General features: G+C 54.9%; 28 protein-coding genes. 15 read left to right on the top strand and 13 right to left on the bottom strand.

What is annotated here, in order from left to right:
* The first annotated feature begins 38 nt into the window (after window positions 1-38).
* Window positions 39-644, top strand: coding sequence for a glutathione transferase GstA (gene gstA, locus ACQG0T_RS09850; protein WP_003857598.1), 606 nt, complete (start codon window positions 39-41; stop codon window positions 642-644).
* 90 nt (window positions 645-734) lie between these two features.
* On the opposite strand, the gene pdxY is transcribed toward gstA, so the two are convergent.
* The 5 genes from pdxY to anmK form a co-directional block, all read right to left on the bottom strand.
* On the bottom strand, window positions 735-1,595 hold the full coding sequence (pdxY, locus tag ACQG0T_RS09845; protein WP_015570669.1) for a pyridoxal kinase PdxY: 861 nt from the start codon (window positions 1,593-1,595) through the stop codon (window positions 735-737).
* Window positions 1,596-1,661: 66 nt separating this feature from the next.
* Entirely contained in the window at window positions 1,662-2,936 is a 1,275-nt protein-coding gene (gene tyrS, locus ACQG0T_RS09840; protein ID WP_017384594.1) for a tyrosine--tRNA ligase, read from the bottom strand.
* Window positions 2,937-3,061: 125 nt separating this feature from the next.
* Window positions 3,062-3,718, bottom strand: a complete 657-nt coding sequence (gene pdxH / locus ACQG0T_RS09835; protein ID WP_252051492.1) for a pyridoxamine 5'-phosphate oxidase — start codon at window positions 3,716-3,718, stop codon at window positions 3,062-3,064.
* Between the two features lie 57 nt (window positions 3,719-3,775).
* Window positions 3,776-4,099, bottom strand: coding sequence for a C-type lysozyme inhibitor (gene mliC / locus ACQG0T_RS09830; RefSeq protein WP_015570672.1), 324 nt, complete (start codon window positions 4,097-4,099; stop codon window positions 3,776-3,778).
* Between the two features lie 93 nt (window positions 4,100-4,192).
* A complete protein-coding gene (gene anmK, locus ACQG0T_RS09825; RefSeq protein ID WP_271040723.1) occupies window positions 4,193-5,317 on the bottom strand; it encodes an anhydro-N-acetylmuramic acid kinase in 1,125 nt (374 codons plus the stop codon).
* A gap of 255 nt (window positions 5,318-5,572) precedes the next feature.
* Here anmK and slyB point away from each other — a divergent pair, with 255 nt between their 5' ends.
* On the top strand, window positions 5,573-6,040 hold the full coding sequence (gene slyB, locus ACQG0T_RS09820) for an outer membrane lipoprotein SlyB (RefSeq protein WP_003857604.1): 468 nt from the start codon (window positions 5,573-5,575) through the stop codon (window positions 6,038-6,040).
* Between the two features lie 192 nt (window positions 6,041-6,232).
* Window positions 6,233-7,597 (top strand): sensor domain-containing diguanylate cyclase, encoded by a 1,365-nt coding sequence (locus ACQG0T_RS09815; protein ID WP_023303565.1) that lies wholly within the window; start codon window positions 6,233-6,235, stop codon window positions 7,595-7,597.
* A gap of 35 nt (window positions 7,598-7,632) precedes the next feature.
* Here the strand turns inward: ACQG0T_RS09815 and slyA are convergent, their stop codons facing one another.
* Window positions 7,633-8,073 carry a transcriptional regulator SlyA gene (gene slyA / locus ACQG0T_RS09810; RefSeq protein ID WP_006808997.1) on the bottom strand — a complete coding sequence of 147 codons (441 nt, stop codon included), beginning with the start codon at window positions 8,071-8,073 and terminating at the stop codon, window positions 7,633-7,635.
* Window positions 8,074-8,260: 187 nt separating this feature from the next.
* On the opposite strand from slyA, the gene ACQG0T_RS09805 reads away from it, so the two are divergent.
* From ACQG0T_RS09805 to ACQG0T_RS09795, 3 genes are read left to right on the top strand one after another with little or no spacing between them, the layout of a single operon-like run.
* Window positions 8,261-8,497, top strand: a complete 237-nt coding sequence (locus ACQG0T_RS09805) for a DUF1656 domain-containing protein (protein WP_003857607.1) — start codon at window positions 8,261-8,263, stop codon at window positions 8,495-8,497.
* 2 nt (window positions 8,498-8,499) lie between these two features.
* Window positions 8,500-9,360 (top strand): efflux RND transporter periplasmic adaptor subunit, encoded by an 861-nt coding sequence (locus ACQG0T_RS09800; RefSeq protein ID WP_026080710.1) that lies wholly within the window; start codon window positions 8,500-8,502, stop codon window positions 9,358-9,360.
* A complete protein-coding gene (locus tag ACQG0T_RS09795) occupies window positions 9,360-11,393 on the top strand; it encodes an FUSC family protein (RefSeq protein ID WP_026080711.1) in 2,034 nt (677 codons plus the stop codon). Before ACQG0T_RS09800 ends, ACQG0T_RS09795 begins: the two co-directional genes overlap by 1 nt.
* Here the strand turns inward: ACQG0T_RS09795 and sodC are convergent.
* The 3 genes from sodC to ACQG0T_RS09780 form a co-directional block, all read right to left on the bottom strand.
* The gene (gene sodC, locus ACQG0T_RS09790) at window positions 11,372-11,890 is read right to left on the bottom strand and encodes a superoxide dismutase [Cu-Zn] SodC (protein ID WP_023303563.1); all 519 of its coding nucleotides are present in this window, start codon (window positions 11,888-11,890) and stop codon (window positions 11,372-11,374) included. The genes ACQG0T_RS09795 and sodC overlap by 22 nt on opposite strands.
* Window positions 11,891-11,971: 81 nt before the next feature.
* Window positions 11,972-12,868, bottom strand: coding sequence for an aldo/keto reductase (locus tag ACQG0T_RS09785; RefSeq protein ID WP_015570678.1), 897 nt, complete (start codon window positions 12,866-12,868; stop codon window positions 11,972-11,974).
* Between the two features lie 48 nt (window positions 12,869-12,916).
* Window positions 12,917-13,156, bottom strand: a complete 240-nt coding sequence (locus ACQG0T_RS09780; RefSeq protein ID WP_017384600.1) for a DUF1289 domain-containing protein — start codon at window positions 13,154-13,156, stop codon at window positions 12,917-12,919.
* Window positions 13,157-13,303: 147 nt separating this feature from the next.
* Here ACQG0T_RS09780 and eptA point away from each other — a divergent pair, with 147 nt between their 5' ends.
* From eptA to rnt, 5 genes are all read left to right on the top strand, one after another.
* Window positions 13,304-14,929: a phosphoethanolamine transferase EptA gene (eptA, locus tag ACQG0T_RS09775; protein ID WP_271040722.1), complete on the top strand. Its 1,626-nt coding sequence runs from the start codon at window positions 13,304-13,306 to the stop codon at window positions 14,927-14,929.
* A 41-nt stretch (window positions 14,930-14,970) separates the two neighbouring features.
* Entirely contained in the window at window positions 14,971-15,570 is a 600-nt protein-coding gene (locus ACQG0T_RS09770) for a TetR/AcrR family transcriptional regulator (protein ID WP_017384602.1), read from the top strand.
* A gap of 53 nt (window positions 15,571-15,623) precedes the next feature.
* Window positions 15,624-16,721, top strand: coding sequence for an alkene reductase (locus tag ACQG0T_RS09765; RefSeq protein WP_015570682.1), 1,098 nt, complete (start codon window positions 15,624-15,626; stop codon window positions 16,719-16,721).
* Between the two features lie 99 nt (window positions 16,722-16,820).
* Window positions 16,821-17,228: a lactoylglutathione lyase gene (gene gloA / locus ACQG0T_RS09760; RefSeq protein WP_003857623.1), complete on the top strand. Its 408-nt coding sequence runs from the start codon at window positions 16,821-16,823 to the stop codon at window positions 17,226-17,228.
* A 96-nt stretch (window positions 17,229-17,324) separates the two neighbouring features.
* Window positions 17,325-17,984 (top strand): ribonuclease T, encoded by a 660-nt coding sequence (gene rnt / locus ACQG0T_RS09755; RefSeq protein WP_003857625.1) that lies wholly within the window; start codon window positions 17,325-17,327, stop codon window positions 17,982-17,984.
* Window positions 17,985-18,062: 78 nt separating this feature from the next.
* Here the strand turns inward: rnt and grxD are convergent, their stop codons facing one another.
* Window positions 18,063-18,410, bottom strand: coding sequence for a monothiol glutaredoxin 4 (gene grxD / locus ACQG0T_RS09750; RefSeq protein WP_003832760.1), 348 nt, complete (start codon window positions 18,408-18,410; stop codon window positions 18,063-18,065).
* Window positions 18,411-18,748: 338 nt separating this feature from the next.
* Between grxD and ACQG0T_RS09745 the strand changes: the two genes are divergently transcribed.
* Both ACQG0T_RS09745 and sodB read left to right on the top strand, forming a co-directional pair.
* A complete protein-coding gene (locus ACQG0T_RS09745) occupies window positions 18,749-19,507 on the top strand; it encodes a C40 family peptidase (protein WP_023296388.1) in 759 nt (252 codons plus the stop codon).
* A 122-nt stretch (window positions 19,508-19,629) separates the two neighbouring features.
* The gene (gene sodB, locus ACQG0T_RS09740; RefSeq protein WP_023296387.1) at window positions 19,630-20,211 is read left to right on the top strand and encodes a superoxide dismutase [Fe]; all 582 of its coding nucleotides are present in this window, start codon (window positions 19,630-19,632) and stop codon (window positions 20,209-20,211) included.
* A gap of 37 nt (window positions 20,212-20,248) precedes the next feature.
* Here sodB and ACQG0T_RS09735 read toward each other — a convergent pair whose 3' ends face one another.
* Both ACQG0T_RS09735 and ACQG0T_RS09730 read right to left on the bottom strand, forming a co-directional pair.
* A complete protein-coding gene (locus ACQG0T_RS09735; protein WP_252051481.1) occupies window positions 20,249-21,415 on the bottom strand; it encodes an MFS transporter in 1,167 nt (388 codons plus the stop codon).
* Between the two features lie 161 nt (window positions 21,416-21,576).
* The gene (locus tag ACQG0T_RS09730; protein ID WP_003857632.1) at window positions 21,577-21,666 is read right to left on the bottom strand and encodes a YnhF family membrane protein; all 90 of its coding nucleotides are present in this window, start codon (window positions 21,664-21,666) and stop codon (window positions 21,577-21,579) included.
* A 297-nt stretch (window positions 21,667-21,963) separates the two neighbouring features.
* Between ACQG0T_RS09730 and purR the strand changes: the two genes are divergently transcribed.
* On the top strand, window positions 21,964-22,989 hold the full coding sequence (purR, locus tag ACQG0T_RS09725) for an HTH-type transcriptional repressor PurR (RefSeq protein WP_003857634.1): 1,026 nt from the start codon (window positions 21,964-21,966) through the stop codon (window positions 22,987-22,989).
* Between the two features lie 17 nt (window positions 22,990-23,006).
* Here the strand turns inward: purR and punR are convergent, their stop codons facing one another.
* Window positions 23,007-23,918, bottom strand: coding sequence for a DNA-binding transcriptional activator PunR (punR, locus tag ACQG0T_RS09720; RefSeq protein WP_003857638.1), 912 nt, complete (start codon window positions 23,916-23,918; stop codon window positions 23,007-23,009).
* Between the two features lie 111 nt (window positions 23,919-24,029).
* Between punR and punC the strand changes: the two genes are divergently transcribed.
* The gene (punC, locus tag ACQG0T_RS09715; protein ID WP_023296385.1) at window positions 24,030-25,229 is read left to right on the top strand and encodes a purine nucleoside transporter PunC; all 1,200 of its coding nucleotides are present in this window, start codon (window positions 24,030-24,032) and stop codon (window positions 25,227-25,229) included.
* Window positions 25,230-25,478: the final 249 nt, after the last annotated feature.

The following is a 25,478-nucleotide window of genomic DNA, read 5'->3' as shown; positions in this document are numbered from 1 at the left end:
ACTAACATAGCTGGAACCTCAGCAAAAAGGAGTTACCGATGAAACTGTTCTATAAACCGGGCGCCTGCTCTCTTGCTTCCCATATTACGCTTCGCGAGAGCGGTAAAGATTTCACGCTGGACGGCGTTGACCTGATGAAAAAGCGTCTGGAAAACGGGGATGACTTTTTTGCGATTAACCCAAAAGGCCAGGTTCCGGCCCTGCTGCTGGATGATGGCACCCTGCTGACCGAAGGGGTGGCGATTATGCAATTCCTGGCGGACAACGTACCGGATCGTCAGCTCCTTGCCCCCACCGGCAGCATTGCGCGTTATAAAACGCTGGAGTGGCTGAACTATATTGCCACCGAACTGCACAAAGGCTTTACGCCCCTGTTCCGCCCGGACACGCCGGAAGAGTACAAACCTACCGTGCGCGCGCTGCTGGAGAAAAAGTTGCAGTACGTTAACGACGCGCTGAAAGACGACCAGTGGATCTGTGGCTCGCGTTTCACCATCGCCGATGCCTATCTGTTTACCGTTCTGCGCTGGGCGCGCGCGGTTAAGCTGAACATGGAAGGATTAGACCATGTCGCATCGTATATGACGCGCGTGGCGGAGCGTCCTGCGGTGGCAGCGGCGCTGAAAGCGGAAGGGTTGAATTAACCGAGCGGCCTGGATTGCCGGGTGGCGCTGACGCTTACCCGGCCTATAAATTCCGTAGGCCCGTGCAAGCGCAGCGCCGCCGGGCGTTTTCTAAAGCTGCGTTGCGCTAAAATAGTGCTCCGGCTTCGCGATGCGATCCTGCGCCGCGACGACCTGGAGCTCATATTCCTGCATCGTCTTCGTCGCAATCATGATTTCATAAACGGCTGCGGTGACGTGCTCCAGCGCATCGCGCAGGCTCGCGCCCTGCAATAGCTTCACCAGCAGCAAACCGCTGGTCACATCCCCGACCCCGACAGGCTGACGTGCACCGAAATCCACCAGCGGTCGACTGATATGCCAGGCTTCATCCTTCGTTACCAGCAGCATTTCAAAACGGTCCTGGCTCAACCCTGCGCGTGCCAGGTGTTTAACCAGCACAATCTCTGGCCCCTGGGCGATCAGCTCGCGAGAGGCGCTTACAGCCTCTTCTACGCTGTTGACCGGATGCTCGCACAGGATCTCAAGTTCAATCAGGTTGGGGGCAATAATATCGCTGGCGGGCAATGCATGACGGACATGAAACTCCGCAACGCCCGGCGCTACGATGCAGCCTTTTTCCGGATGTCCCATCACCGGATCGCAGAAATATTTCGCCGCTGGGTTTGCCGCTTTCACCTGGCGCACAATGCCGAGGATATGTTCCCCCTGCTCCGCCGAACCCAGATAGCCGCTCAGTACGGCATCGCAGCGTTTAAGCTGGTCGATATCCGCAATCCCCTGAACGATTTCCGTCAGATGCGACGGCGGCATTACGCAGCCGGTCCATTTACCGTACTGGGTGTGATTCGAGAACTGGACGGTATTGAGGGGCCAGACGTTAACGCCGAGGCGGCGCATCGGGAATTCCGCAGCGCTGTTGCCAGCATGTCCAAACACAACGTGGGACTGAATGGCGAGGATGTTCTTCATGTTGTACTTACCAAACCCTGTCAAAACAAAAGGGGCGTGGTTTCCCACGCCCCTGCATACTTTTAATTACTTCCAGCAGACCAGGCAGTAATTTTTCTTACCGCGACGCAGCAGCGTGTAGCGACCATAGAGACGGTCGTTCTCGGTAAAGGTGTATTCCGGATCGGCCTGTTTTTCGCCATTAATGGTGATCGCGTTAGAGGCGATGGTTTTACGCGCCTGACCGCGAGACGGCTGGAGCTCGGAGTCCACCAGCGCCTGCATCAGATCGGCGCCTTTTTCCATCTCAACCATCGGCACGCCATCCTGCGCCAGCTGTTCGAAATCCGCTTCGCTTAAATCGCTCAGGGTTCCGTTGAACAGGCTAGCCGTAATGCGCTTCGCCGCCGCCAGACCTTCTTCGCCGTGAACCAGTTTAGTCACTTCGTCCGCCAGCACGTACTGGGCGCGTGGTGCTTTACCGCTGTTCTTGTCTTCTTCTTCCAGCGCATTGATTTCTTCGATATCCATAAAGGTGAAGAACTTCAGGAAGCGATAAACGTCGGCATCCGCCGTGTTGATCCAGAACTGGTAGAACTTGTACGGGCTGGTTTTCTTCGGATCCAGCCATACCGCGCCGCCTTCGGTCTTACCGAACTTGGTACCGTCGGCTTTGGTGATCAACGGCACGGTCAGACCAAACACCTGATTCTGGTGGAGGCGACGGGTCAGATCGATACCGGAGGTGATGTTACCCCACTGGTCGGAACCGCCAATTTGCAGAGAGACGCCGTGCAGTTTGTTCAGGCAGGCGAAGTCATACCCCTGCAACAGGTTGTAGGAGAATTCGGTGAAAGAAATACCCTGATCGTCACGGTTAAGACGCTGCTTCACTGCTTCTTTGTTAATCATCTGGTTAACAGAGAAGTGTTTGCCGATGTCACGCAGGAACGTCAGCACGTTCATGCCACCAAACCAGTCGTAGTTGTTCGCCGCAATCGCAGAGTTGTCACCGCAGTCGAAATCCAGGAACGGTGCAACCTGTTTACGGATCTTATCCACCCACTCCTGCACGGTGTCTTCGGTATTCAGCTTACGCTCAGCGGCTTTGAAACTTGGGTCGCCAATCAGACCGGTCGCGCCGCCAACCAGTGCGACAGGCTTATGGCCGGCCATCTGGAAGCGTTTCAGGCATAACAATGGAACAAGATGCCCCAAATGCAAGCTGTCAGCGGTGGGATCGAAGCCGCAATAGAGCGCGATCGGGCCTTGCGCCAGTCGCTCTGCTAACGCTTCCTCGTCCGTCACCTGGGCCACGAGGCCCCGCTCTTGCAATTGTTTAATCAAGTTACTGCTTGCCATCAAATTCTCCATGTATAAACGACTGCACCTTTGCCGGTACACGACTTTTCGCCTGATGCGAAAGGACCATAGAATAAAGCGCCAGCGCGGTGTGCGCTAGCGCTTAAATCAACAAATTTTGGGGATTACGGGGCCAGTCTGTCGATTTTCCAGCCACCGTTGTCGCGCTGGTATAAAAAGCGGTCGTGGAGACGGTGTTCACCGCCCTGCCAGAACTCAATCTGTTCAATGGGGATGCGGAACCCGCCCCAGAAACTCGGCAGCGGTACTTCACCCTGCTGAAACTTCTGTTTGAGTTCGAGGAATTTACTCTCCAGCACGCCGCGGGCTGAGATTCGGCTGGACTGTTTAGAGACCCAGGCGCCGATCTGACTGTCGCGCGGGCGGCTGTGGAAATATTTTACCACTTCGAGCGTAGAGAGGCGCTCCGCCTTGCCGGTGACCATCACCTGGCGCTCCAGCATATGCCACGGGAAGAGCAGGCTAATACGCGGATTATTTTCCAGGTGATGCGCTTTACGACTGCCAAGGTTGGTGTAGAACACCAGCCCTTTCTCGTCATAATGCTTGAGAAGAACGATGCGTTGATACGGCTGACCATTTTCATCAACCGTGGCAACGACCATTGCCGTCGGGTCAGCCAGTTTCGCTTCGCAGGCCTGCTTCAGCCAGCGTTCAAAAAGCACCAGCGGTTCGGCGGGAAGATCCTGGCGGCGCAGACCGCCTTTGGTGTATTCACGGCGCAGATGCGCAATTTGCTGTAGTTCGTCGTTATCTGCCATGGCGTTAGCTGAAAGTGAGATTGGGTGGCGCTATTGTGCGCGCCCCCTTCAAAAATCTCAACGCTTCGGATTTTCAAGCTGACAATTGTTCAGCACAATGCGGTCACGCTTGTAGACGGTGGCGCTGTCGCCTTTCGACCAGAAGACGTAGATCCCGTCTGAGTAGCGCGCACCGGAGGCCGACATTCCCTGCTTCAGCGTTAACAACTTATTGTCATAAACAAAGCTGGCTTCCTGATGCGGGTTGTTCAGCTTCACCGTCAGCGGTTTTTCATCACAACGATATTCCAGCGTATCGGTTTGCATACGCTCAACGAACTGGTTATAGACGCTGCATCCGGTCATAAGAAAAGGTACAGCAATGAGAAGAAGTTTTTTCATGGGCAGATTCCGAAGACTATCCTGGTCCTGGAGGGCCTAACCGCCCTCCTGTTTTTCCCTATTTTACGGGTTACGCCTCCCGCTGAATTTCAGTTAACTCTGATTATGGCGCGGGTTTGCGGGGAAAATGGCCCCAAGGATGCTCGCCTCCCGCGCACCGGTTACGGAGGGTAAATTCCCCGGCAGACCGGCAACCGTACGCCAGGCAAGCCAGGCGAAGGCCAGCGCTTCCATATCGTCTCCGCTGATCCCGGCTTCATCAGTGGTCGTGACTTCGGTGCCCGGCAGCAAGGCGGCGAGGCGTGCCATCACCAGCGGGTTGCGGCTTCCGCCTCCGCATACCAGCAAGCGCTCACATCCGCCGCTCAGCAACACCTGTTCAGAAATCGACACCGCGGTGAGCTCCGTCAGCGTAGCCTGCACATCCTGAGGCGCAAGACCGGGGAAGCGCGCCAGCTGACGTTCAAGCCAGCCGTAGTTGAAATATTCCCGCCCCGTGCTTTTCGGCGCGGGCAGAGCAAAGAAAGGATCGCTTAACAGGGTTTGCAGCAAGGGAAGGATCACTTTCCCCTGGCTGGCCCACTGCGCGTCTTTGTCGTAGGCTTTACCGCTCTGACGCCAGATCCAGGCATCCATCAGCATATTACCGGGTCCGGTATCGTACCCCCGCACGGGCTGCCCGGGAATAAGCATCGACAGGTTGGCGATCCCGCCGATGTTCAGGACCATCCTGCGCTCTACCGGGTGCGCCAGCAGCGCCTGATGAAATGCCGGAACCAGCGGCGCCCCCTGCCCGCCGAGGGCCATGTCGCGACGACGGAAATCACCCACCACCGTCACGCCGGTTTTTGCCACAATCTGGTTGTTATCGCCAATTTGCATCGTGTGCGGCGCCTCGCCGACAGGTTCATGCCAGACGGTCTGCCCATGGCAACCTATTGCCACGATATCCCGCGGGTGGAGTCTTTCCTGCTGCATCAGGGCCAGTACCGCCTCAGCAAACAGCGCCCCCAGACGCACATCCAGTTGGCCCAGTTGGGAAAGCGTCAGCTGTTGTCCCTGGCAGATGTTCAGGATCTCTTCTTTTAACGAGACAGGAATAGGCCAGGTCAGGCTTGCCTGCTGCGCCACCATGTTTTCATCAATGGCGGCCAGAACGACATCCACACCGTCAAGACTGGTACCAGACATCACACCGATATAGCGACCCGATTTCATGCGCTTTCCTTACGTTACATGGGCTAAGTGCAAACACTCCATCATAAATAACGCGGCTTTGCTATGCGGTGATAATATTTTTTAACAATCTCAGACCTGTAGCACAGACGGTTTTTGTTTATGTCCCGTTAAGCCCTGCTGAAGTAAAATTTATCTATTCGGCATGCAAAGATATGAACTGTGGTCAGGAATGCCATATAATTTAGCCATAACGGATGCCCCAACCGGGCGTTTTTTGGTGAACAGGAGAGTCAAATGATTTTACGTGTACTGGGCGTTTCGCTGATTGGTTTAACACTGGCGGGTTGTGTGAATGACAGTTCACTCTCCGGCGACGTATATAGTGCTTCTGAAGCTAAACAGGTACAGAACGTGACATACGGTACTATCGTTAATGCCCGTCCTGTTCAGATTCAGGGTGGCGATGACACGAACGTGGTGGGCGCAATCGGTGGTGCTGTGCTGGGTGGTTTCCTGGGTAATACCATTGGCGGCGGCACCGGACGTTCTCTGGCTACCGCAGCGGGCGCAGTTGCAGGCGGCGTAGCGGGTCAGGGCGTTCAGGGCGCGATGAACAAAACTCAGGGCGTTGAGCTGGAAATCCGTAAAGACGATGGCAGCACCATTATGGTTGTGCAGAAACAGGGTAACACCCGCTTCTCTGCTGGCCAGCGTGTTGTACTGGCAAGCAACGGCAGCCAGGTTACCGTCTCCCCGCGCTAATATCCTGATGGATGTGGTCTGTTCAGACCGCATCCATTTAACAAAATCATCGTTTCCAACAATATATTTGCACAATACATTCACACGGTGAATTATTCATTTCATCTGTTCTTGTCCGTGCGCAAAGTATTTTTTATTTCCCTCACTTAGACTCTTCGCAATCTCTTTTCTTTTTTAATTTTTAAATTCTCTATGCTTGCGATCTGTCGATTTGTAAAGAACCGCTTTGTGGCCTTCGCGCTTGGATGCATTGTTATCATTGCCGTATTACAAGCTTTTTTTATAAAACTTGTTGAATGGGTTCCTTCGTTTTCACCTTTGTTTTTCCCTACGCTGACGATATTTCTTCTGGTGTTTCATCTGTTTATTGCCTGTTTTATGGCAATGAAATACTGGTGCGACAGAAGGCGATTATATCTTGTTCCCATCGCCCTGGCCTTTGCCGGCTCAGCGTTATTGATGGTGGGGACTCTGTCCAGCTTCCCGGCCTGGCTTGATCTCTATCAGTTCAACGTGGCGAACTATAATGACGCCATGATTTTCTATATGTTCCGCCACTTTTTAATGGCGGTGCTGATAATCATCTCGGCATTGCTGTATACCCTGCGTACGTCCGCTCTCTCACGAAGCACCCACATCGGTATCGTTGTCGGCGCCTCGCTCTTTACGGGCAGTATGCTTGGGCTGGCATTGTTCTATTCCAGCCATTCAACCCTGCTCACACTGGACCTGGTAGACAATGAAACCCGACAGTTTATGGTTCTCTGGAGTCAGGCGATTAATATCATTTTGATCGTCCTGTGGGTAGTAACGTTAATCACCCTGATGGCCATTACCCGCGTGAGGAATTTGTTTTGGGTCGGCGGCAATTTTTTATGCGTGTGTTATATCGTCACCCTGCTCATGCTATTGTTAGGCGGACACGCTGAAGATATTTCATGGTACCGGGCACGGTTATTCGAAACTGTCGCTACATTAATCATTATCTTCATCTTACTTTCCGATGTATTTAATTTGTATCGTGACTCGCATGTAAAATATCAGGAGTCTTATCAAAACTCGATCCGCGATCCCCTCACCCGTCTGTATAATCGTAGCTATTTCTATGATTCATTAAACCACGCGCTGAGTACAGCAACCCTGGCGCACCCGGTATCGGTGATCGTGAGCGATCTTGACCGTTTCAAACGCATTAACGACTGCTACGGCCATTTGCAGGGGGATAAGGTTTTACAGTTTGTCTCAAACCTGTTGACCGATTCCGTGCGACCGCAGGATATCGCAGCGCGGATCGGCGGCGAAGAATTTGTGCTCATGCTGACAAATACCCCTTCCGATCTTGCGCAACAGGTTGCCGAACGCATACGTCTCAAATTGAGCGGTTTCGACAACGTTAGCAGCGGCGGTTATCTCCCGGAACCGATTACTATCAGTATGGGGGTATTCACCGCCACCTCGCCGGAGACCAGCGCTGAAACCTGTGTGGAAAGCGCGGATAAAGCCATGTACGAGGCAAAAGAGACGGGCCGCAACCGGGTGGTGGTGTTCAGAACATGACAAAGGCCTTGCACCAGCAAGGCCTGTGAATAACGTCAGTCGCGCGACTGTAAATCGTGGATGTTTTGTTCAAGACGGGCGATGAGTCCGATCAGCATCTCCAGCTCAGCGGGGGAAATACCGGCCAGGATCTCCCCTCGCGTTTTACTGATGACGGTTTCCATCTCAGTGATAATCGGAGCCGCTTTTTCCGTCAATTTGATCCGCTTGGCGCGACGGTCGCTGGCGCAGGTTTGTCGGGAGATGAGTCCCTTCTCTTCCAGCTGGTCAAGGGTACGCACCAGAGACGGCTGCTCAATTCCAATCGCTTTTGCCAGTTGGATCTGTGACTGATCGGGCGGGAGCTGATGAATGTTATGCAGCGTAACCCAGTGCGTCTGCGTAAGTTCCAGAGGTTTCAGGCGATGGTCAATCAGAGCACGCCAGATGCGTACCAACCTTGCCAGATCAGAACCTAATGGCGATTCCAATTTCATCTCCTTATAATTAGCTTGCTAAGTGATTTTAGTGATTTTAGAATAGTTTGCAGTATTTGTATTGCCAAAACAAATGCAATCACGGTATTCATCATTCCTTAAAGGATGATTTACACTGAATGGTAATGCGCCATCGCATTGAAATCTGCCAATGTGGCCCTCATTCCACCGCAAAGGATCGCTGCTTGTGACGTTGTTTTCCTTCTCCGCAGGGTTGCCCCTCCAGGATTTGATTGTTGGCGCATCGGTCTACTTTCCGCCACTGTTTAAAGCCGTGATGGTCGGTTTTGTAATCTGGCTCATTGCGCATCGTCTGCTGCGCGACTGGATGTATTCTGGTGAAATCTGGCACCCGATGTTAATGGATCTCTCCCTGTTTACCCTCTCCGTCTGTCTTGGCCTTGCCGTGTTAACCGTGTGGTGAGAATAGCATTGAAAACGTTAAAATATTTTTCCACTCTTTTCGTTTTAGCGCTGGCGGTGATGGCCGGCTGGTGGCTCTGGAATTATTACATGCAGTCGCCCTGGACGCGTGACGGCAAGATCCGCGCGGAACAGGTCAGCATCACGCCACAGGTGTCCGGCAGTATCAGCGCGCTGCTGGTGAAGGACAACCAGTACGTTCATGCGGGCGATGTGCTATTCCGCATCGACGAGACCCCTTTCCACATTGCGGTGCTTAATGCCCAGGCGCAGCTCGCAAAAGCTCAATCAGATCTGGCAAAAGCCAATAACGAAGCCGAACGCCGCCGCCATCTGTCGAGAAATTACATCTCTGCGGAGGATCTCGATACCGCCAATATCAATGTAAAAGCCATGCAGGCCAGCCTGAAGGTTGCAGAGGCAACGCTGAAACAGGCCGAGTGGCAACTGACCCAGACCGTGGTCAAAGCCCCGGTGGATGGATGGATCACGAGCCTGTCTACCCGAGTGGGTGATTACGCCACCACAGGCCAGCCGGTCTTCGCCCTGGTCGATAGCCACTCTTTCTATGTTGTAGGTTATTTTGAAGAGACCAAGCTGCGCCATATCCGCGAGGGTGCGCCTGCCCGGATCACGCTTTACAGCGGCGCAGAAACGTTACAGGGTCACGTTAGCAGCATAGGTCGGGCAATATACGATCAGAGCGTGGAAACCGATTCTGGCCTGGTGCCTGACATCAAACCCAACGTCCCGTGGGTGCGCCTGGCTCAGCGGGTGCCTGTTCGCGTCGAGTTTGATCAACTGCCGAAAGACATTACCCTGGTCTCTGGCACAACCTGCACCGTCGCCATCGGATCGCGATGATGAACCTGGGGGCTTTCTCCTGGCGCAATACGCCGTGGATAAAAGCGACACGGCCGCAGTGGCGTTACGCGCTGCGCAACGGCATCGCCATGTGCCTTGCGCTTACGGTTGCCTATTATCTGAATCTGGATGAGCCTTACTGGGCGATGACCTCTGCGGCGGTCGTCAGCTTCCCTACCGTCGGGGGCGTTATCAGTAAAAGCCTCGGGCGAGTGGCGGGTAGCCTGCTGGGGGCAACCGCCGCACTGCTTCTTGCCGGCCATACCCTGAACGATCCCTGGCTATTTCTGTTAAGCATGTCGGCATGGCTGGGGCTGTGTACCTGGGCCTGCGCCCATTTTACCAATAACGTTGCCTATGCGTTTCAGCTGGCGGGTTACACCGCGGCCATTATCGCCTTTCCGGTCGTCAACGTGCTGGATACCACCGAGCTGTGGGATATCGCCCAGGCACGCGTGTGTGAAGTGATGGTCGGCATTCTGTGCGGGGGCGTCATGATGATGATCCTGCCCAGTACCTCAGATGGCACTACGCTTATCACCGCCCTTAAAACGATGCACGCACGTTTGCTGGAACATGCCAGCCTGCTCTGGCAGCCTGACAGCAGCGATGACATCCGCCTCGCGCACGAAAAGGTCATCGGCCAGATCCTGACCATGAACCTGTTGCGCATCCAGGCTTTCTGGAGCCACTACCGTTTTCGTCGCCAGAACACGCTTCTGAACTATTTACTGCACCAGCAATTGCGGATGACGAGCGCGATCTCGAGCCTTCGCCGGATGTTGCTGAACTGGCCTGCACCGCCAGCCCATACCCGGGAGATTATCGAGGCGCTGCTCGCCGCTCTTGCGCGTCCGGATGCCGATATCTATACCGTGGCCCGCATTATCGCGCCGCTCGCCCCAACGGATGAATATGACTACAGGCACCGTGCCTTCTGGCAGCGTCTGAACTATTTCTGCCGCCTGTATCTGCGTAGCAGCCGCTGGTTAAAAGCCGTCGAAAATGCCACCCCCGTCACCGAATTTTCCGTTCCCGGTAGTCCTGCTCTGGCACGCCATACCGACGCAATGGAGGCGCTGTGGAGCGGTTTTCGTACGTTTTGCGCGTTAACGGCCGTGGGCGCATGGGCCATCACCACCCAATGGGATGCGGGCAGTGCGGCCCTGACGCTTGCGGCAATCAGCTGCGTGCTCTATTCTGTCGCCGCTTCCCCCTTTAATTCCCTGACGCTTCTGCTGCGTACGCTGGTACTGCTGTCGCTATTCAGCTTCGTGGTGAAATTTGGTTTGATGGTGCAGATAACCGACCTCTGGCAATTTCTGCTGTTTCTCTTCCCGCTATTAACCACCATGCAGTTGCTCAAACTGCAAATGCCTAAACTGGCCGGTCTGTGGGGTCAGTTGATTGTTTTTATGGGCTCATTTATCTCTGTAACGAATCCACCGGTTTACGATTACGCTGATTTTCTCAACGACAACCTGGCGAAGATCCTCGGCGTGGGGCTGGCGTGGCTGGCTTTCGCTGTGCTACGCCCGGGCTCGGACGCGCGTAAAAGCCGCAGGCATATTCGGGAGTTGCGCAGGGGTTTTGTCGATCAGCTGAGCCGCAGGCCGCATCTGCGCGAAAGCGAGTATGAATCGCTGGTTTACCATCATGTCAGCCAGCTGAACAACAGCCAGGATTCACTCTCCCGTCGCTGGCTGCTGCGCTGGGGCGTGGTGCTGTTAAACTGTTCGCACGTGGTGTGGCAACTGCGCGCCTGGGAGACGCGTTCCGATCCGCTGTCGCAGGTCCGTGATAACTGTATTTCCATGCTCCGAGATGTGATGAGCGAGCGCGGGGTGCAGCAGCGCCCCCTGAGCGTCACGCTCGCCGAGCTTCAGCGTATTTGCGACGCGCTGGCGCACCATCATCAGCCTGCGGCCCGCGATCTGGCGTCCATTATCTGGCGGCTGCACTGCTCCCTGTCACAGCTTGAACAGGCGCCGCCACCCGGAACGATTGGCGATCAGATCACCCCGCAGGCATAGCGCGCCCCGCCGCCGCCAAGCGGTTTAGGCTGATCGGACATGTTATCGCCGCCCACGTGGACCATCAGCGCCTTGCCTTTGACCTCGTCAAGCTTTTTGAGTCGTGGCGCCACAACCGGATCGGTGGCTTTACCATCGTTATTTACCACCAGCACCGGCAGATCGCCGAGGTGCCCCATCCCTTCCGGGCCTTCATGCTTACCGGAGTTGTGCGGGTCGAGATGCCCCCCTGCGGCTTCCGCAGCTGTTGGTTTCCCCTCTTTCATTGCGGGTTGACAGCTGCCTTTGGCATGAACGTGAAAACCATGTTCGCCGGGTGGAAGAGCCTTGAGATCGGGAGCAAATTCCAGCCCTTTATCGGTTTCGGTGATTTTCACCGTCCCGATGGACTGGCCTACCCCCTGAGAAGTGACGAGATTCATTTCAACGTCCTCGCTGGCTGCCTGCGCACCTGCACAAACAACCAACGTGACCATTGCCAGAGCAAAACGCTTCATAAGACCTCCACGGGTTATTTTTTGCACCTTAAGTCTATACCAGCGGCGCAGATTTCACCGGAAAGTCAGGTTCAGGCGTGCTCAGGGTACGTCGTAGCCCAGCGCCGCCTTGCGGATGCGGAACCACTGCTGACGCGTCATATCCAGCTCCTCAGCCACAAGCGCAGCGCGGACGCGCTCAATTTTGCCGGAGCCAATAATTGGCAGCGGTTTAGACGGCAGGCGCAGGATCCAGGCGTAAACCACCTGCTCGATACTCTCCGCATTCAGTTCGCGCGCCACCGTTTCAAGCTCGTTACGCAGCGGCTGGAATGCCTCATCGTTAAACAGGCGGCCGCCTCCCAGACAGGACCATGCCATTGGACGGATGCGCAGCTGTTGCAGTTGGTCGAGCGTGCCATCCAGCAGCAGCGGCTGATGAACAGGCGAGATCTCCACCTGATTCGTCGCCAGCGTAAACGGCAGGCGAGACTGCAATAGCGCAAACTGTGCCGGGGTGAAGTTAGACACGCCAAAATGGCGCACTTTGCCGCTCTGGTGAAGCGTCAGGAAGGCTTCCGCGACCTCATCCGCATCCATCAACGGATCGGGTCGGTGGATCAGCAGCAGGTCGATACGATCGGTGGCCAGGTTAATCAGTGACTGCTCGGCGCTTTTAACGATATGCGCGCTGTCAGTGATGTAATGCCCAAGCGCATGCTCCGGTTTTGCTGTGGTGGCAATACCGCATTTGGTCACAATCTCCATACGTTCACGCAGCGCCGGCGCACGCTTCAGCGCTTCGCCAAAGGCAGCCTCGCACTGATAGCCGCCATAAATATCAGCGTGATCGACGGTGGTGATCCCGAGATCGAGATGCTCTTCTATAAAGTCCGCCAGCTGGACCGGAGACATATTCCAGTCCATAAGGCGCCAGTAGCCCATAACAAATCGGGAGAATTCCGGGCCCTGCGGGGCAAGGGTAATACGCTGAACCATAACATTTTCCTCAAGGAAGTCATGTCACCAGTATACGCAATTACCCTGCTAAAACAGTGAAGGTTGCTGAGGTTCTTCGCTTTCAACCGCTTTGTTTGCACGAATTTTACGCAGCAGACGCTGTCGACAGAGCCGTAAGACCTCCTGCTTTTGCGCGTCGCTGAAATTTTGCCAGTTAAAACGTTCATCGCGCGTGCGCATGCAGCCACGACAGTATCCTCGTTCATCTACCTGGCAAATACCCCGGCACGGGCTCTGGACAGGGAAAAACTCCAGTTGCTCTGCCACACCTACCTCCAGAACGTCATTATTCCCTACAGTGAAGACCCTAAATGGCTTACATGCAAGGATGACCCCCACATACAGGGCATTAAGGTTTCGCTAATCTTCCCTTCTTATACTCGCCGCATTGATATAACGAATGGTCTGGTCATCATGTGGTTCACTAAAAAGTTACACTGTAACGATATAAAATTTACTCTGGGCTGTGCACTTTTCTTCACCGTTCTGAATGCATTGTTTATCCAGCGCAGCTGGTCAATCATTGCGCCTGCACATCTGCACGATCTCCTGTTTGCTGCCAGCGTGCCGCTGGTGCTGTTCTGCGGCTGGGTGATTGTCTTCAGCCTGCTGAATATTCCCTTTGTTCGCAAGCCGCTCATGATTGTCCTGACCCTGGGATGCGCCGCCGCAACCTGGTTTATGTATACCTATGGCACGGTTATCGATCAGAACATGATTGTGAACGTGTTCGAAACTAATTCCCAGGAAGCGACTGCCCTGGTGACGCCGCAGATGATCCTGTGGCTGGTCGTTGCGGGTCTGGTTCCATCGATTATTTTAGCCCTGACGCGCATTCGCACCGGAAAATGGTGGTATGCCCTCCTGACGCGTGTCGCCGCTATGCTGGGTGCGCTGCTGGTGATCATCCTGGTCGCGGCGGTGTTTTATAAAGACTATGCTTCTCTGTTCCGCAATAACAAAAGCATCGTCAAAATGGTTACCCCGGCGAATTACGTGAGCGCCGTGGTGAAATACAGCAAAATGCGCTGGTTTGCCGGCGACCAGACGCTGGTCCGCATTGGCGAGGATGCTCATAAAGGCGCGCTGATTTCCAGCCAACGCAAGAAAACCGTGCTGATTGTGGTGGTGGGCGAAGCCTCCCGCGCCGCCAACTACTCGTTAAATGGTTACCCGCGTGAAACCAACCCCGAGCTGAAAAAGCAGGATGTCATCAACTTCCCCCAGGCCTCCTCCTGTGGCACGGAAACCGCCGTTTCCGTCCCCTGCATGTTCTCCGGCATGACGCGGAAAAAATATGACGCGGACCTCGCCCATCACCAGGAAGGTCTGCTCGATGTACTTAACCATGCCGGTTTCAATCTGCTGTGGCGCGACAACGACGGCGGGTGTAAAGGCGCCTGCGACCGCGTGCCGCACACGGACATGACCCAGTGGAAACTGGCTCAGTTCTGTAAGGACAAATCCTGTATCGACGACGTCAACCTCTACCGTCTGGACAACGTACTGGATGGAATAAAGCAGGATACGGTTCTGGTTATTCATCTGATGGGCAGCCACGGTCCGGCCTACTACAACCGTTATCCGGACAGCTTTCGCAAGTTCACCCCAACCTGCGATACCAATGAAATTCAGGATTGCGATCATCAGTCTCTGATCAATACCTATGACAACTCGATTTTGTATACCGACAGCGTGGTCAGCCGAACCATCGACGCGCTAAAAGCCCGGCAGGCCAGCATGAACACGGCGTTGATTTACCTCTCCGATCACGGTGAATCGCTGGGCGAAAGCGGAATTTACCTGCACGGTACGCCGTATATGCTGGCCCCGGAGCAGCAAACGCATATTCCGTTTATGTTCTGGCTCTCCCCGGATTATGCGAAAAACTTCGGCGTAAACACGGATTGCCTGCGTGACCATGCCGCAAAAGAGGCGGTTTCACAGGACAATTTATTCGCCACCGTTCTGGGCATGATGGACGTGAAATCAGCGGTTTATCAACCGCAGCTGGATATTCTGTCGCAATGTCGTCGCTAAGCGGGCTTGCATTAGACCGAACGGTCTATTAGAGTAAGGGCATGAGCAGACACACTGAACACGATACACGAGAACATTTGCTGGCTACCGGCGAGCGCCTTTGCATGCATCGCGGGTTTACCGGTATGGGGCTGAGCGAATTGTTAAAAACCGCTGAAGTACCTAAGGGATCGTTTTATCACTATTTTCGATCCAAAGAGGCGTTTGGCGTTGCCATGCTGGAGCGGCACTACGCCAGCTACCATCAGCGCCTGGCAACCCACTTCGCCAGCGGTGAAGGTGACTACCGGGATCGTGTTCTGAACTACTATCAGGAAACGCTGACGCAGTTCTGTCAGCAGGGCATCATCAGCGGCTGCCTGACGGTAAAACTGTCTGCCGAAGTGTGCGATCTCTCCGAAGATATGCGCACCGCAATGGATAAAGGGGCCAGCGGCGTTATTGCCCTGTTGGCTCAGGCGCTGGAGAGCGGGCGCAATGAAAAAACGCTCTCCTTCTCCGGCGATCCGCTCACGCAGGCACAGGTGCTCTATTCCCTCTGGTTAGGCGCCAACCTGCAAGCAAAAATGTCTCGCAGCGCCGTGCCGCTCGAAAGCGCGCTGGCGCATGTGAAAAACTGTATTACCGCGCCTGGCGTGTAGCCGGCGTTTTTATTTACCCTTTTACTAGTCGACTGGTCTACTCAGGAGCCGTTATGTCCGCTGAAAAGCTGTTTACCCCACTGAAAGTGGGTGCCGTTACTGCCCCAAATCGCGTGTTTATGGCCCCACTTACCCGTCTGCGCAGCATCGAGCCGGGCGATATCCCAACGCCATTGATGGGTGAGTATTACCGCCAGCGCGCCAGCGCGGGCCTGATTATCTCCGAAGCCACGCAGATTTCTGCTCAGGCAAAAGGCTACGCCGGTGCACCGGGTCTGCACAGCCCGGAACAGATCGCCGCGTGGAAAAAAATCACCGCAGGTGTTCATGCTGAAGATGGCCGTATTGCGGTTCAGCTGTGGCACACCGGTCGTATCTCACACAGCAGCATCCAGCCTGGCGGTCAGGCGCCGGTTTCTGCCTCTGCCCTGAACGCCAATACCCGCACTTCCCTACGCGATGAAAACGGTAATGCGATCCGCGTCGACACCACTACGCCACGCGCGCTGGAGCTGGACGAGATCCCGGGTATCGTGAATGATTTCCGTCAGGCCGTCGCCAACGCCCGTGAAGCGGGCTTCGACCTGGTTGAGCTGCACTCTGCGCACGGTTACCTGCTGCATCAGTTCCTGTCCCCGTCTTCCAACCAGCGTACCGACCAGTACGGCGGCAGCGTTGAAAACCGCGCGCGTCTGGTGCTTGAAGTGGTGGATGCTGTTTGTAATGAGTGGAGCGCAGACCGCATTGGTATTCGTGTCTCCCCGATCGGTACTTTCCAGAACGTCGACAACGGTCCGAACGAAGAAGCAGACGCGCTGTATCTGATTGAAGAGCTGGCGAAACGCGGTATCGCCTATCTGCACATGTCCGAGCCGGACTGGGCAGGTGGCAAGCCTTACAGTGAAGCCTTCCGTCAGAAAGTGCGCGAGCGCTTCCACGGCGTGATTATCGGGGCGGGTGCGTATACGGCAGAGAAAGCCGAGGATTTGATCGGTAAAGGCCTGATCGACGCAGTGGCCTTTGGCCGTGACTACATTGCTAACCCGGATCTGGTTGCCCGTTTGCAGAAGAAAGCCGAACTGAACCCGCAGCGCCCTGAAAGTTTCTATGGCGGCGGCGCGGAAGGTTATACCGACTACCCTTCACTGTAATCCCGCTTTGTACATTGATAGCGGCGACCTTTCGCCGCTATACTAAAACATCGTTTCTGTTCAAAAAGATGATCCATTCCACTGGTTAATGAGGAAATTATGCGCCTACTTCACACCATGCTGCGCGTTGGCGACCTGCAACGTTCCATCGATTTCTACACTAACGTTCTGGGCATGAAGCTGCTGCGCACCAGCGAAAATCCGGAATATAAATACTCCCTGGCGTTTGTCGGTTACGGCCCGGAATCTGATGAAGCGGTCATCGAGCTGACCTACAACTGGGGCGTGGACAGCTACGAGCTGGGTACAGCTTACGGCCACATCGCGCTGGAAGTGGATAACGCCGCCGAAGCCTGCGAACGTATCCGCAGCAATGGCGGTAACGTCACCCGTGAAGCCGGTCCGGTTAAAGGCGGTACCACCGTAATTGCGTTTGTGGAAGATCCGGACGGTTATAAAATCGAACTGATCGAAGCCAAAGACGCTGGTCGCGGCCTGGGCAATTGATCCCGCAGGGCGCACTTTGCGCCCGTTGTTTTGCTGCATCCCCTCTCAAAATTTGCCATAATGCGCACTGCTTTTTCCCCCTTGTAAGAGACCCTGATGTCCGATAACGCTCAATTTACCGGTCTGTGCGACCGTTTTCGTGGTTTTTATCCCGTTGTCATTGATGTTGAAACAGCCGGATTTAACGCTAAAACCGATGCGCTGCTTGAGATTGCCGCCATCACGCTGAAGATGGATGAACAGGGCTGGCTTGTACCGGACACCACGCTGCATTTCCACGTTGAACCCTTTGAAGGGGCAAACTTACAGCCAGAGGCGCTGGCCTTTAACGGTATCGATCCGACAAACCCGCTGCGCGGGGCGGTAAGCGAATACGAGGCGCTGCACGCCATTTTCAAAATGGTGCGCAAAGGCATGAAAGAGAATGACTGTAGCCGCGCCATCATGGTGGCCCACAATGCCACCTTTGATCACAGCTTCACTATGGCTGCCGCCGAGCGTGCCTCGCTCAAGCGTAATCCATTCCATCCGTTTGTGACCTTCGACACCGCCGCGCTGAGCGGCCTGGCGCTGGGGCAAACCGTGCTCTCTAAAGCCTGCATCACGGCGGGTATTGCGTTTGACGGCACCCAGGCACATTCCGCGTTATACGACACCGAGCGTACGGCGGAGCTGTTCTGTGAGATCGTCAACCGCTGGAAACGTCTCGGCGGCTGGCCGCTGCCGATGGGCGACGAGGCCGATCTTCAATCGTAGGTTGGGTAATCAGTAGCCCCACAGGACAAAAAAAAGCGACCAACATAATGTGGTCGCTTTTTTATATCCGCAGAAAACTTACTCTGCGTCCGGCTCTTCGGTTTTATACTTCGCCGCAGTCTCTTTGATCAGCTGTTGCAGTTCGCCGCGCTGATACATTTCAATCAGGATGTCGCATCCACCGACCAGTTCACCATCAACCCACAGCTGTGGGAAGGTCGGCCAGTTGGCGTATTTTGGCAGTTCAGCGCGAATGTCCGGGTTTTGCAGGATATCAACGTAAGCAAAACGCTCACCACAGGCGGACAGCGCCTGAACCGCTTGCGCGGAGAAGCCGCAGCTTGGCAGCTTCGGAGAACCTTTCATGTACAGGAGAATCGGGTTTTCAGCGATCTGGCGCTGAATTTTTTCAATAGTGGTGCTCATGTCTTGCTTCCTTTAACTTCTGTTACGGCATCAGTCTGACATTGTAGCGGGTCAGGCCGACATCGGAAAATAACATTTTTGTCACGTCTAATTATTTTATCGCTTATCGCATAAAGTTGCATTGCTAATGTCGTTTATCCCCAGACGGGGTGCGGTTTTGGTTAAGGAGCGAACAGGAGTGCGTCAGAATGGTGAATTTTTTTGCACTTGCTAACGAAACATAATTTTTGAATGAAAAATGCTATTAACTTCTTCTGAATTTATGGATTAGAATCGACAGGTTTTGTAAATCTCACGCGGGTATGCATTGTGGCCTGCATTTATCAGGGGACTGCCCAGTGGCGCGGATAACTAAAATCTCGATGACGCTCTGTGCTTTACTGTTTACCACACTCTCATTTACGCCAGCGGCGAACGCCTCTGAACAGGCGCGGCATTCTGCTGTACAAAAATCGCATCTGGCAAAAACCACAGAACGTAAGAAAAAAACCACCAGTAAAACAGTAAAGAAGAAAACCACCGCTCAGACCAAAAAGACCGCCTCCAGTAAATCCAAAACTCTCCGTTCCGGCACGCACAAAACCACCCGCACGACCGCCAGCCTGGTGAATGAAAAATGCATCGTGCGCAAAGGCCATAAAACGAGATGCGCAAAAGTGACGAAGCTGGCTGACGTGCATAAAGCGCGTATGCAGAAAGCGCAAAAAACGGCGATGAACAAACTGATGGGGCAAATAGGTAAACCGTATCGCTGGGGTGGCACCTCTCCGCGCACCGGTTTTGACTGTAGTGGGCTGGTTTATTATGCCTATAAAGATCTGGTGAAGTTTCGCATTCCACGCACCGCCAATGAGATGTACCATCTGCGCGACGCCGCGCCTGTAAACCGTGGCGAACTGCAAAATGGCGACCTGGTGTTCTTCCGCACCCAGGGACGCGGTACGGCCGATCACGTTGGGGTGTATGTGGGTAACGGTAAATTTATCCAGTCACCGCGCAGCGGTCAGGACATTCAGATCACCTCTCTCAGCGAAGATTATTGGGTGCGCCACTATGTGGGTGCGCGCCGCGTGATGACGCCAAAAACCATTCGCTAAACCCTGCCGTGCCGCCTCCATGGCAGGGTAAGTTCCTCTTTTGCATACCCTTTCAATTTGCTATTCTGTCCTTGTTGTCTGTAGGGTTATTGGCAACGTATAAAACTATAAGGAGAGAAGCAATGTCGTTCGAATTACCTGCACTACCGTATGCAAAAGACGCCCTGGCCCCGCACATTTCCGCGGAAACCCTGGAGTACCATTACGGCAAGCATCACCAGACCTATGTCACCAACCTGAACAATCTGATCAAGGGCACCGATTTTGAAGGCAAAACGCTGGAAGAGATCGTGCGCAGTTCAGACGGCGGCGTATTCAACAACGCCGCACAGGTGTGGAACCACACCTTCTACTGGCACTGCCTGGCCCCCAATGCAGGCGGAGAACCTACCGGTGAGCTGGCGGCAGCGATTAACGCCGCGTTCGGCAGTTTCGCGGATTTTAAAACGAAGTTTACTGACGCAGCCGTTAAAAACTTTGGCTCCGGCTGGACCTGGCTGGTCAAAGAGGCTGATGGCAAACTGGCTATCGTTTCCACCTCTAATGCGGGTACCCCTCTGACCACCAGCGCAACGCCGCTGATGACCGTGGACGTATGGGAACACGCCTATTACATTGATTACCGTAATGCGCGCCCGAACTACCTGGAACACTTCTGGGCACTGGTTAACTGGGAATTTGTTGCGAAGAACTTCGCTGCGTAAGAGACACGCAGAAGGGGCAGCCCTTCTGCGTATTTGTTTATTCCGCCGTACACACCGCTTCAGGCTGTTTACGACCAGACATCATCACCAGCAACAGACCGAGTGCGGCAATGATCGCCCCCATCACAGGCACAAAGCTGTAACCCAGACCGCCGGAGATCACCGCCCCACCCGCTGCGGCCCCCAGCGCATTGCCCAGGTTAAACGCACCGATATTCACGGACGAAGAGAGCCCCGGCGCTTCGTGCGCAACGCGCATTACGCGCATCTGCAACGGTGGCACCACGGCAAAGGTTGCGGCGCCCCACACCACCATGGCAATCGCGGCACCCACTTCGTTACGCGCCAGCCACGGGATCGCCACCATGATAACAATCAGCAGCGTTAAAAAACCTTTCAGCGTCCCGCTGACGGAGCGGTCGGCAAATTTCCCGCCGAGATAGTTGCCAATCGAGAACCCGACACCAATCAGCACCAGCATCGCGGTAACAAAGAGTGGCGTTGCGTGGGTAATGTCGTGCAGTACCGGGGAGATATAGGTGTAGAGCGTAAACATCGCTCCGGCCCCCAGTACCGTGGTGAGCAGCGCGGAAAGCACCTGGGGACGCATCAGCACCGCCAGCTCTTTACGTACTTCCGGACGTTCTCCCGCACTACCTTTCGGCAGAGAGAAGAACAGCGCAACCATCGCGACCACGCCCAGTCCGGCAGTTGCGAGGAAAGACATACGCCAGCCGATGACTTCTCCCAGCCAGGTGGCAGCGGGAACGCCGCCGATATTAGCGATGGTGAGGCCCATAAACATAGTGGCTACCGCGCTGGCCTGCTTATGTTTTGGCACCACGCTGGCGGCAACAACCGAGCCCAGTCCGAAGAAGGCGCCATGATTGAGGCTGGTCAAAATGCGCGAAAGCATCAGAGTGGTGTAATCCGGCGAAATCGCGGAAAACACATTTCCGAGAGTAAAAATTGCCATCAGGAAGATCAGCGCGTTGCGGCGAGCGCGGTGCGAAAGCAGCAGCGTCATCAGCGGCGCGCCCACCATCACGCCGATCGCGTAGGCGCTAATTAACATACCGGCCGCAGGGATAGAGACGTCCACACCCCGGGCGATAACAGGCAATAACCCCATCGGGGAGAATTCAGTGGTGCCAATCCCGAAGGCGCCAATCGCCAGGGCCAGCAGGGGGAAATTGATTTTCATGAATGAACTCCGGATACCGTGCCATAACCCGACACAGAGCTAAGAAGCCAAAAGCATGACATCAATCACAAAAAATGAGAAGTTAACATTTTGGCAAAAGATTTTTGCCGGAGAGAGAACAATAGCGGCAAGGGAGGGAGAAGGTTCTCCCTCCGCCAGAATCAGTGCAGCGCAGCGGTTAAACCACCGGCAACAATCAGAGCAAGAACAACAATGGTGGTAAACAGCGAAAACTTCAGATCGGTACTCATCAATTTTTCTCCTTTTATTCACCCTACGAAAAGTGAGCTTGCTCATTTTTACACAGTTCAGGTCAAAAATCTTCCAGGATTTAAACGGATATCCACTTTACCTCTTCCCCTTTTCATCAAGATAGGACAAAATTCCACGCTAAATTTATTAGCGTACCGGCCACTGACCCCCTCCTGACGTCCTGTGTCGTTTTCCCGGCGTGTCGCAACTCATGTTTGCGTAATAAGGGTGAGAGAAGGCAAACGTTTACCTTCAATTTATTCAGGAGCTTAGGATATGGTCTGGAGTGACATTTAATGGCAACAATTAAAGACGTAGCAAAACGCGCAAACGTTTCCACTACAACCGTATCACATGTTATTAACAAAACGCGTTTCGTCGCTGAAGAGACGCGTAATGCCGTCTGGGCGGCAATCAAAGAACTGCACTACTCGCCAAGTGCGGTCGCCCGCAGCCTGAAGGTTAATCACACCAAATCGATTGGCCTGCTGGCCACCAGCAGTGAAGCGGCCTACTTTGCTGAAATCATCGAAGCCGTTGAAAAAAACTGCTTCCAGAAAGGCTATACCCTGATTCTGGGCAACGCGTGGAACAACATTGAAAAACAGCGCGCTTACCTGTCAATGATGGCGCAAAAGCGCGTCGACGGCCTGCTGGTAATGTGTTCTGAATACCCTGAGTCGGTCCTTTCCATGCTGGAAGAGTATCGCCACATTCCAATGGTGGTCATGGACTGGGGCGAAGCGCGCGCAGACTTTACCGACTCCGTTATTGATAACGCCTTTGAAGGCGGCTACATGGCGGGGCGTTATCTGGTAGAACGCGGTCATCGTGAAATTGGCGTGATCCCGGGTCCTCTTGAGCGTAACACCGGGGCTGGCCGTCTGGCCGGTTTCATGAAAGCGATGGAAGAGGCGTTGATCACCGTGCCGGAAAACTGGATTGTTCAGGGCGACTTCGAGCCGGAGTCGGGCTATCGCGCGATGCAGCAGATCGTCTCCCAGCCGCATCGCCCTACTGCGGTGTTCTGCGGCGGCGACATCATGGCGATGGGCGCGCTCTGCGCGGCGGATGAACTCGGCCTGCGCGTCCCGCAGGATATCTCGGTGATCGGCTATGACAACGTGCGCAACGCCCGCTTCTTTACCCCGGCGCTGACCACCATTCACCAGCCGAAAGATTCGCTCGGTGAAACGGCCTTCAATATGCTGCTGGACAGGATCGTCAACAAGCGTGAACAGTCCCAGTCCATTGAAGTCCACCCGCGCCTGATTGAACGACGTTCCGTTGCGGACGGTCCGTTCCGCGACTATCGTCGTTAATCTCATTACGGGGCCAGCTATGCTGGTTCCCGCAACCACTCCCGGTTCAGCGTTTCGCTGTCGCCCAGATAATCCAGCAGCCAGGCCATGGCGGGCGAGACGTCGTTTTGCTGCCAGGTCAGACAGCACGCGGCATCCGGGAAGGGGTTTTCCAGCGTCAGAGCCACCCACTCTCCCGCGTCGATGCGCGGGCGCGCAAAATGCACCGGCACCATGCCAACGCACAGCCCCGCGCTCAGACAGGTGGCCGACGACTCCCAGTCCGGCGCGACCACGCGGCGCTGATTATCCAGCAGCCAGGTAATGCGCTTGGGCAGCGAGCGGGAGGTATCTTCCAGCACCAGCGAGGGCCAGTTGCGTAAGGTGTCATCGCTCAGCGGACCTTCCAGCGCCGCCAGCGGGTGATCGCGCGCGACCACGCAGGTCCAGCTCAGCATGCCCATGTCGCGAAACGCGTAGCGCCCCCCAACCGGGATCGCCTGGGTCGCACCAATCGCCATCTCCGCCCTGCCGTCCGCCAGCGCATCCCAGACGCCGTTGAACACTTCCTGCGAAACACGCAGTTCGACGTCGGAAAAATGACGATAGAAATCGACGATCATCTGCCGGGTCCGCTCCGGCTTAACGATGTTATCCACCGCAATAGCGAGATGCCCGCGCCAGCCGTTGGCGATCTGCTGGCACTGCTCACGGGTGATCTGCATTTTTTTGATAACAGACCGCCCTTCCTTCAAAAACCACGCTCCGGCAGGCGTGAGCTCCACGTCGCGATGGCGCCGCTCGAACAGCGGGACCGCCAGCCACGCTTCCAGCTGGCGCACCGTATAGCTGATAGCCGAGGGAACGCGATGCAGCTCCTGGGCGGCACCGGTAAAGCTGCCGTTACGCGCCACGGCATCAACCACTTCAAGGGAATAATCTGACCACATCTTTAGCCTGCAAATTTTTTGAACGCACCCGCCAAATATTAGCGTTTCACAAGCCGCTTTGCACTCCCTACACTCTGCGCCAACGTACACCTGCCTCCTCAGGAGAAAAAAGTGCAACCCAGGAAAGGATTTTTAGTCTGGCTCGGCGGCTTAAGCGTGCTGGGCTTTTTGGCAACCGATATGTATCTGCCCGCGTTCGCCGCGATGCAGGAAGATTTGCAAACCCCTGCCGCCGCCATCAGCGCCAGTTTAAGTTTGTTCCTCGCTGGCTTTGCTTTTGCGCAATTGCTGTGGGGGCCGCTCTCGGATCGTTTTGGCCGTAAGCCCGTCCTGTTGTTGGGGCTGGCGATTTTTGCCGTAGGCTGTCTGGGCATGCTGTGGGTCCGCGATGCCGCCTGGCTGCTGGCGCTGCGCTTTATTCAGGCGGTCGGCGTCTGCGCCGCAGCGGTGACCTGGCAGGCGCTGGTGACCGATTACTACCCCGCCTCGCGCACTAACCGCATATTCGCCACTATTATGCCGCTGGTCGGCCTGTCGCCGGCGCTTGCCCCGTTACTGGGCAGCTGGATCCTCGCGCATTTCGACTGGCAGGCTATTTTCGCCACGCTCTTTGCTATTACGCTGGTCCTGATGCTGCCTGCTTTCGGGCTTAAACCTGCGCATAAAAAAGAGACGCATCCGGACGCAAAGCCCATCACCTTTACCTCTTTACTGCGGTCGAAAGCCTATCGCGGTAACGTGCTGATTTATGCTGCCTGCTCTGCCAGCTTCTTTGCCTGGCTGACCGGTTCGCCGTTCATTCTGCATGACATGGGCTACAGCCCGGCGGCTATCGGCCTGAGCTATGTACCACAGACCATCGCCTTCCTGGTGGGTGGCTATGGCTGTCGCGCCGCGCTGCAAAAATGGGAAGGCCAACAGATGCTGCCCTGGCTGCTGGTGCTGTATGCACTAAGCGTGATTGCGACCTGGGCTGTCGGCTTTATACCCGGCGCCGGGCTTGCAGAAATTTTGATTCCGTTCTGCGTCATGGCGATCGCTAACGGGGCTATCTACCCTATCGTTGTAGCCCAGGCGTTGCGTCCATTCCCGCAGGCGACAGGCCGCGCTGCCGCGCTGCAAAATACCCTGCAACTTGGCCTGTGCTTCCTGGCAAGTCTCGTGGTCTCGGCGTTGATTGCAACCCCGCTGCTCACCACCACCAGCGTGATGCTGGTCACCGTTGCGCTGGCGGGATTGGGCTATCGCATGCAGTCCTCAGCCCATCGCGAGCAGAGTGAAAACGCGCAGACAGAAACGTCGCACGCCTGATTGCGTGGGAAACTATGTTAAAAACCAGTGATTAGGTTGCTAACAATTTTCTGTTGAATCACCAAATTTTGCGGCCTATACTGAATTTGGTTCGATTAAATACGATAAATATTAAGTGTTAACGGGAGCCGGAGCGCTCCCGTTTTACCATGGAAGGCATTTCGGCAAGGGTTATCTCCCTTCCTCTGTTCTACGTCGGATATTAGCCTCGCGGGCATTTACCGTGAGATTTCTCACAAACCAAAAAAG

The organism is Enterobacter cloacae complex sp. 302F9 (assembly GCF_050030335.1).
GTDB classification, from domain to species: Bacteria; Pseudomonadota; Gammaproteobacteria; order Enterobacterales; family Enterobacteriaceae; genus Enterobacter; species Enterobacter hormaechei_C.
This window is presented reverse-complemented; position numbering and strand designations above follow the sequence as displayed.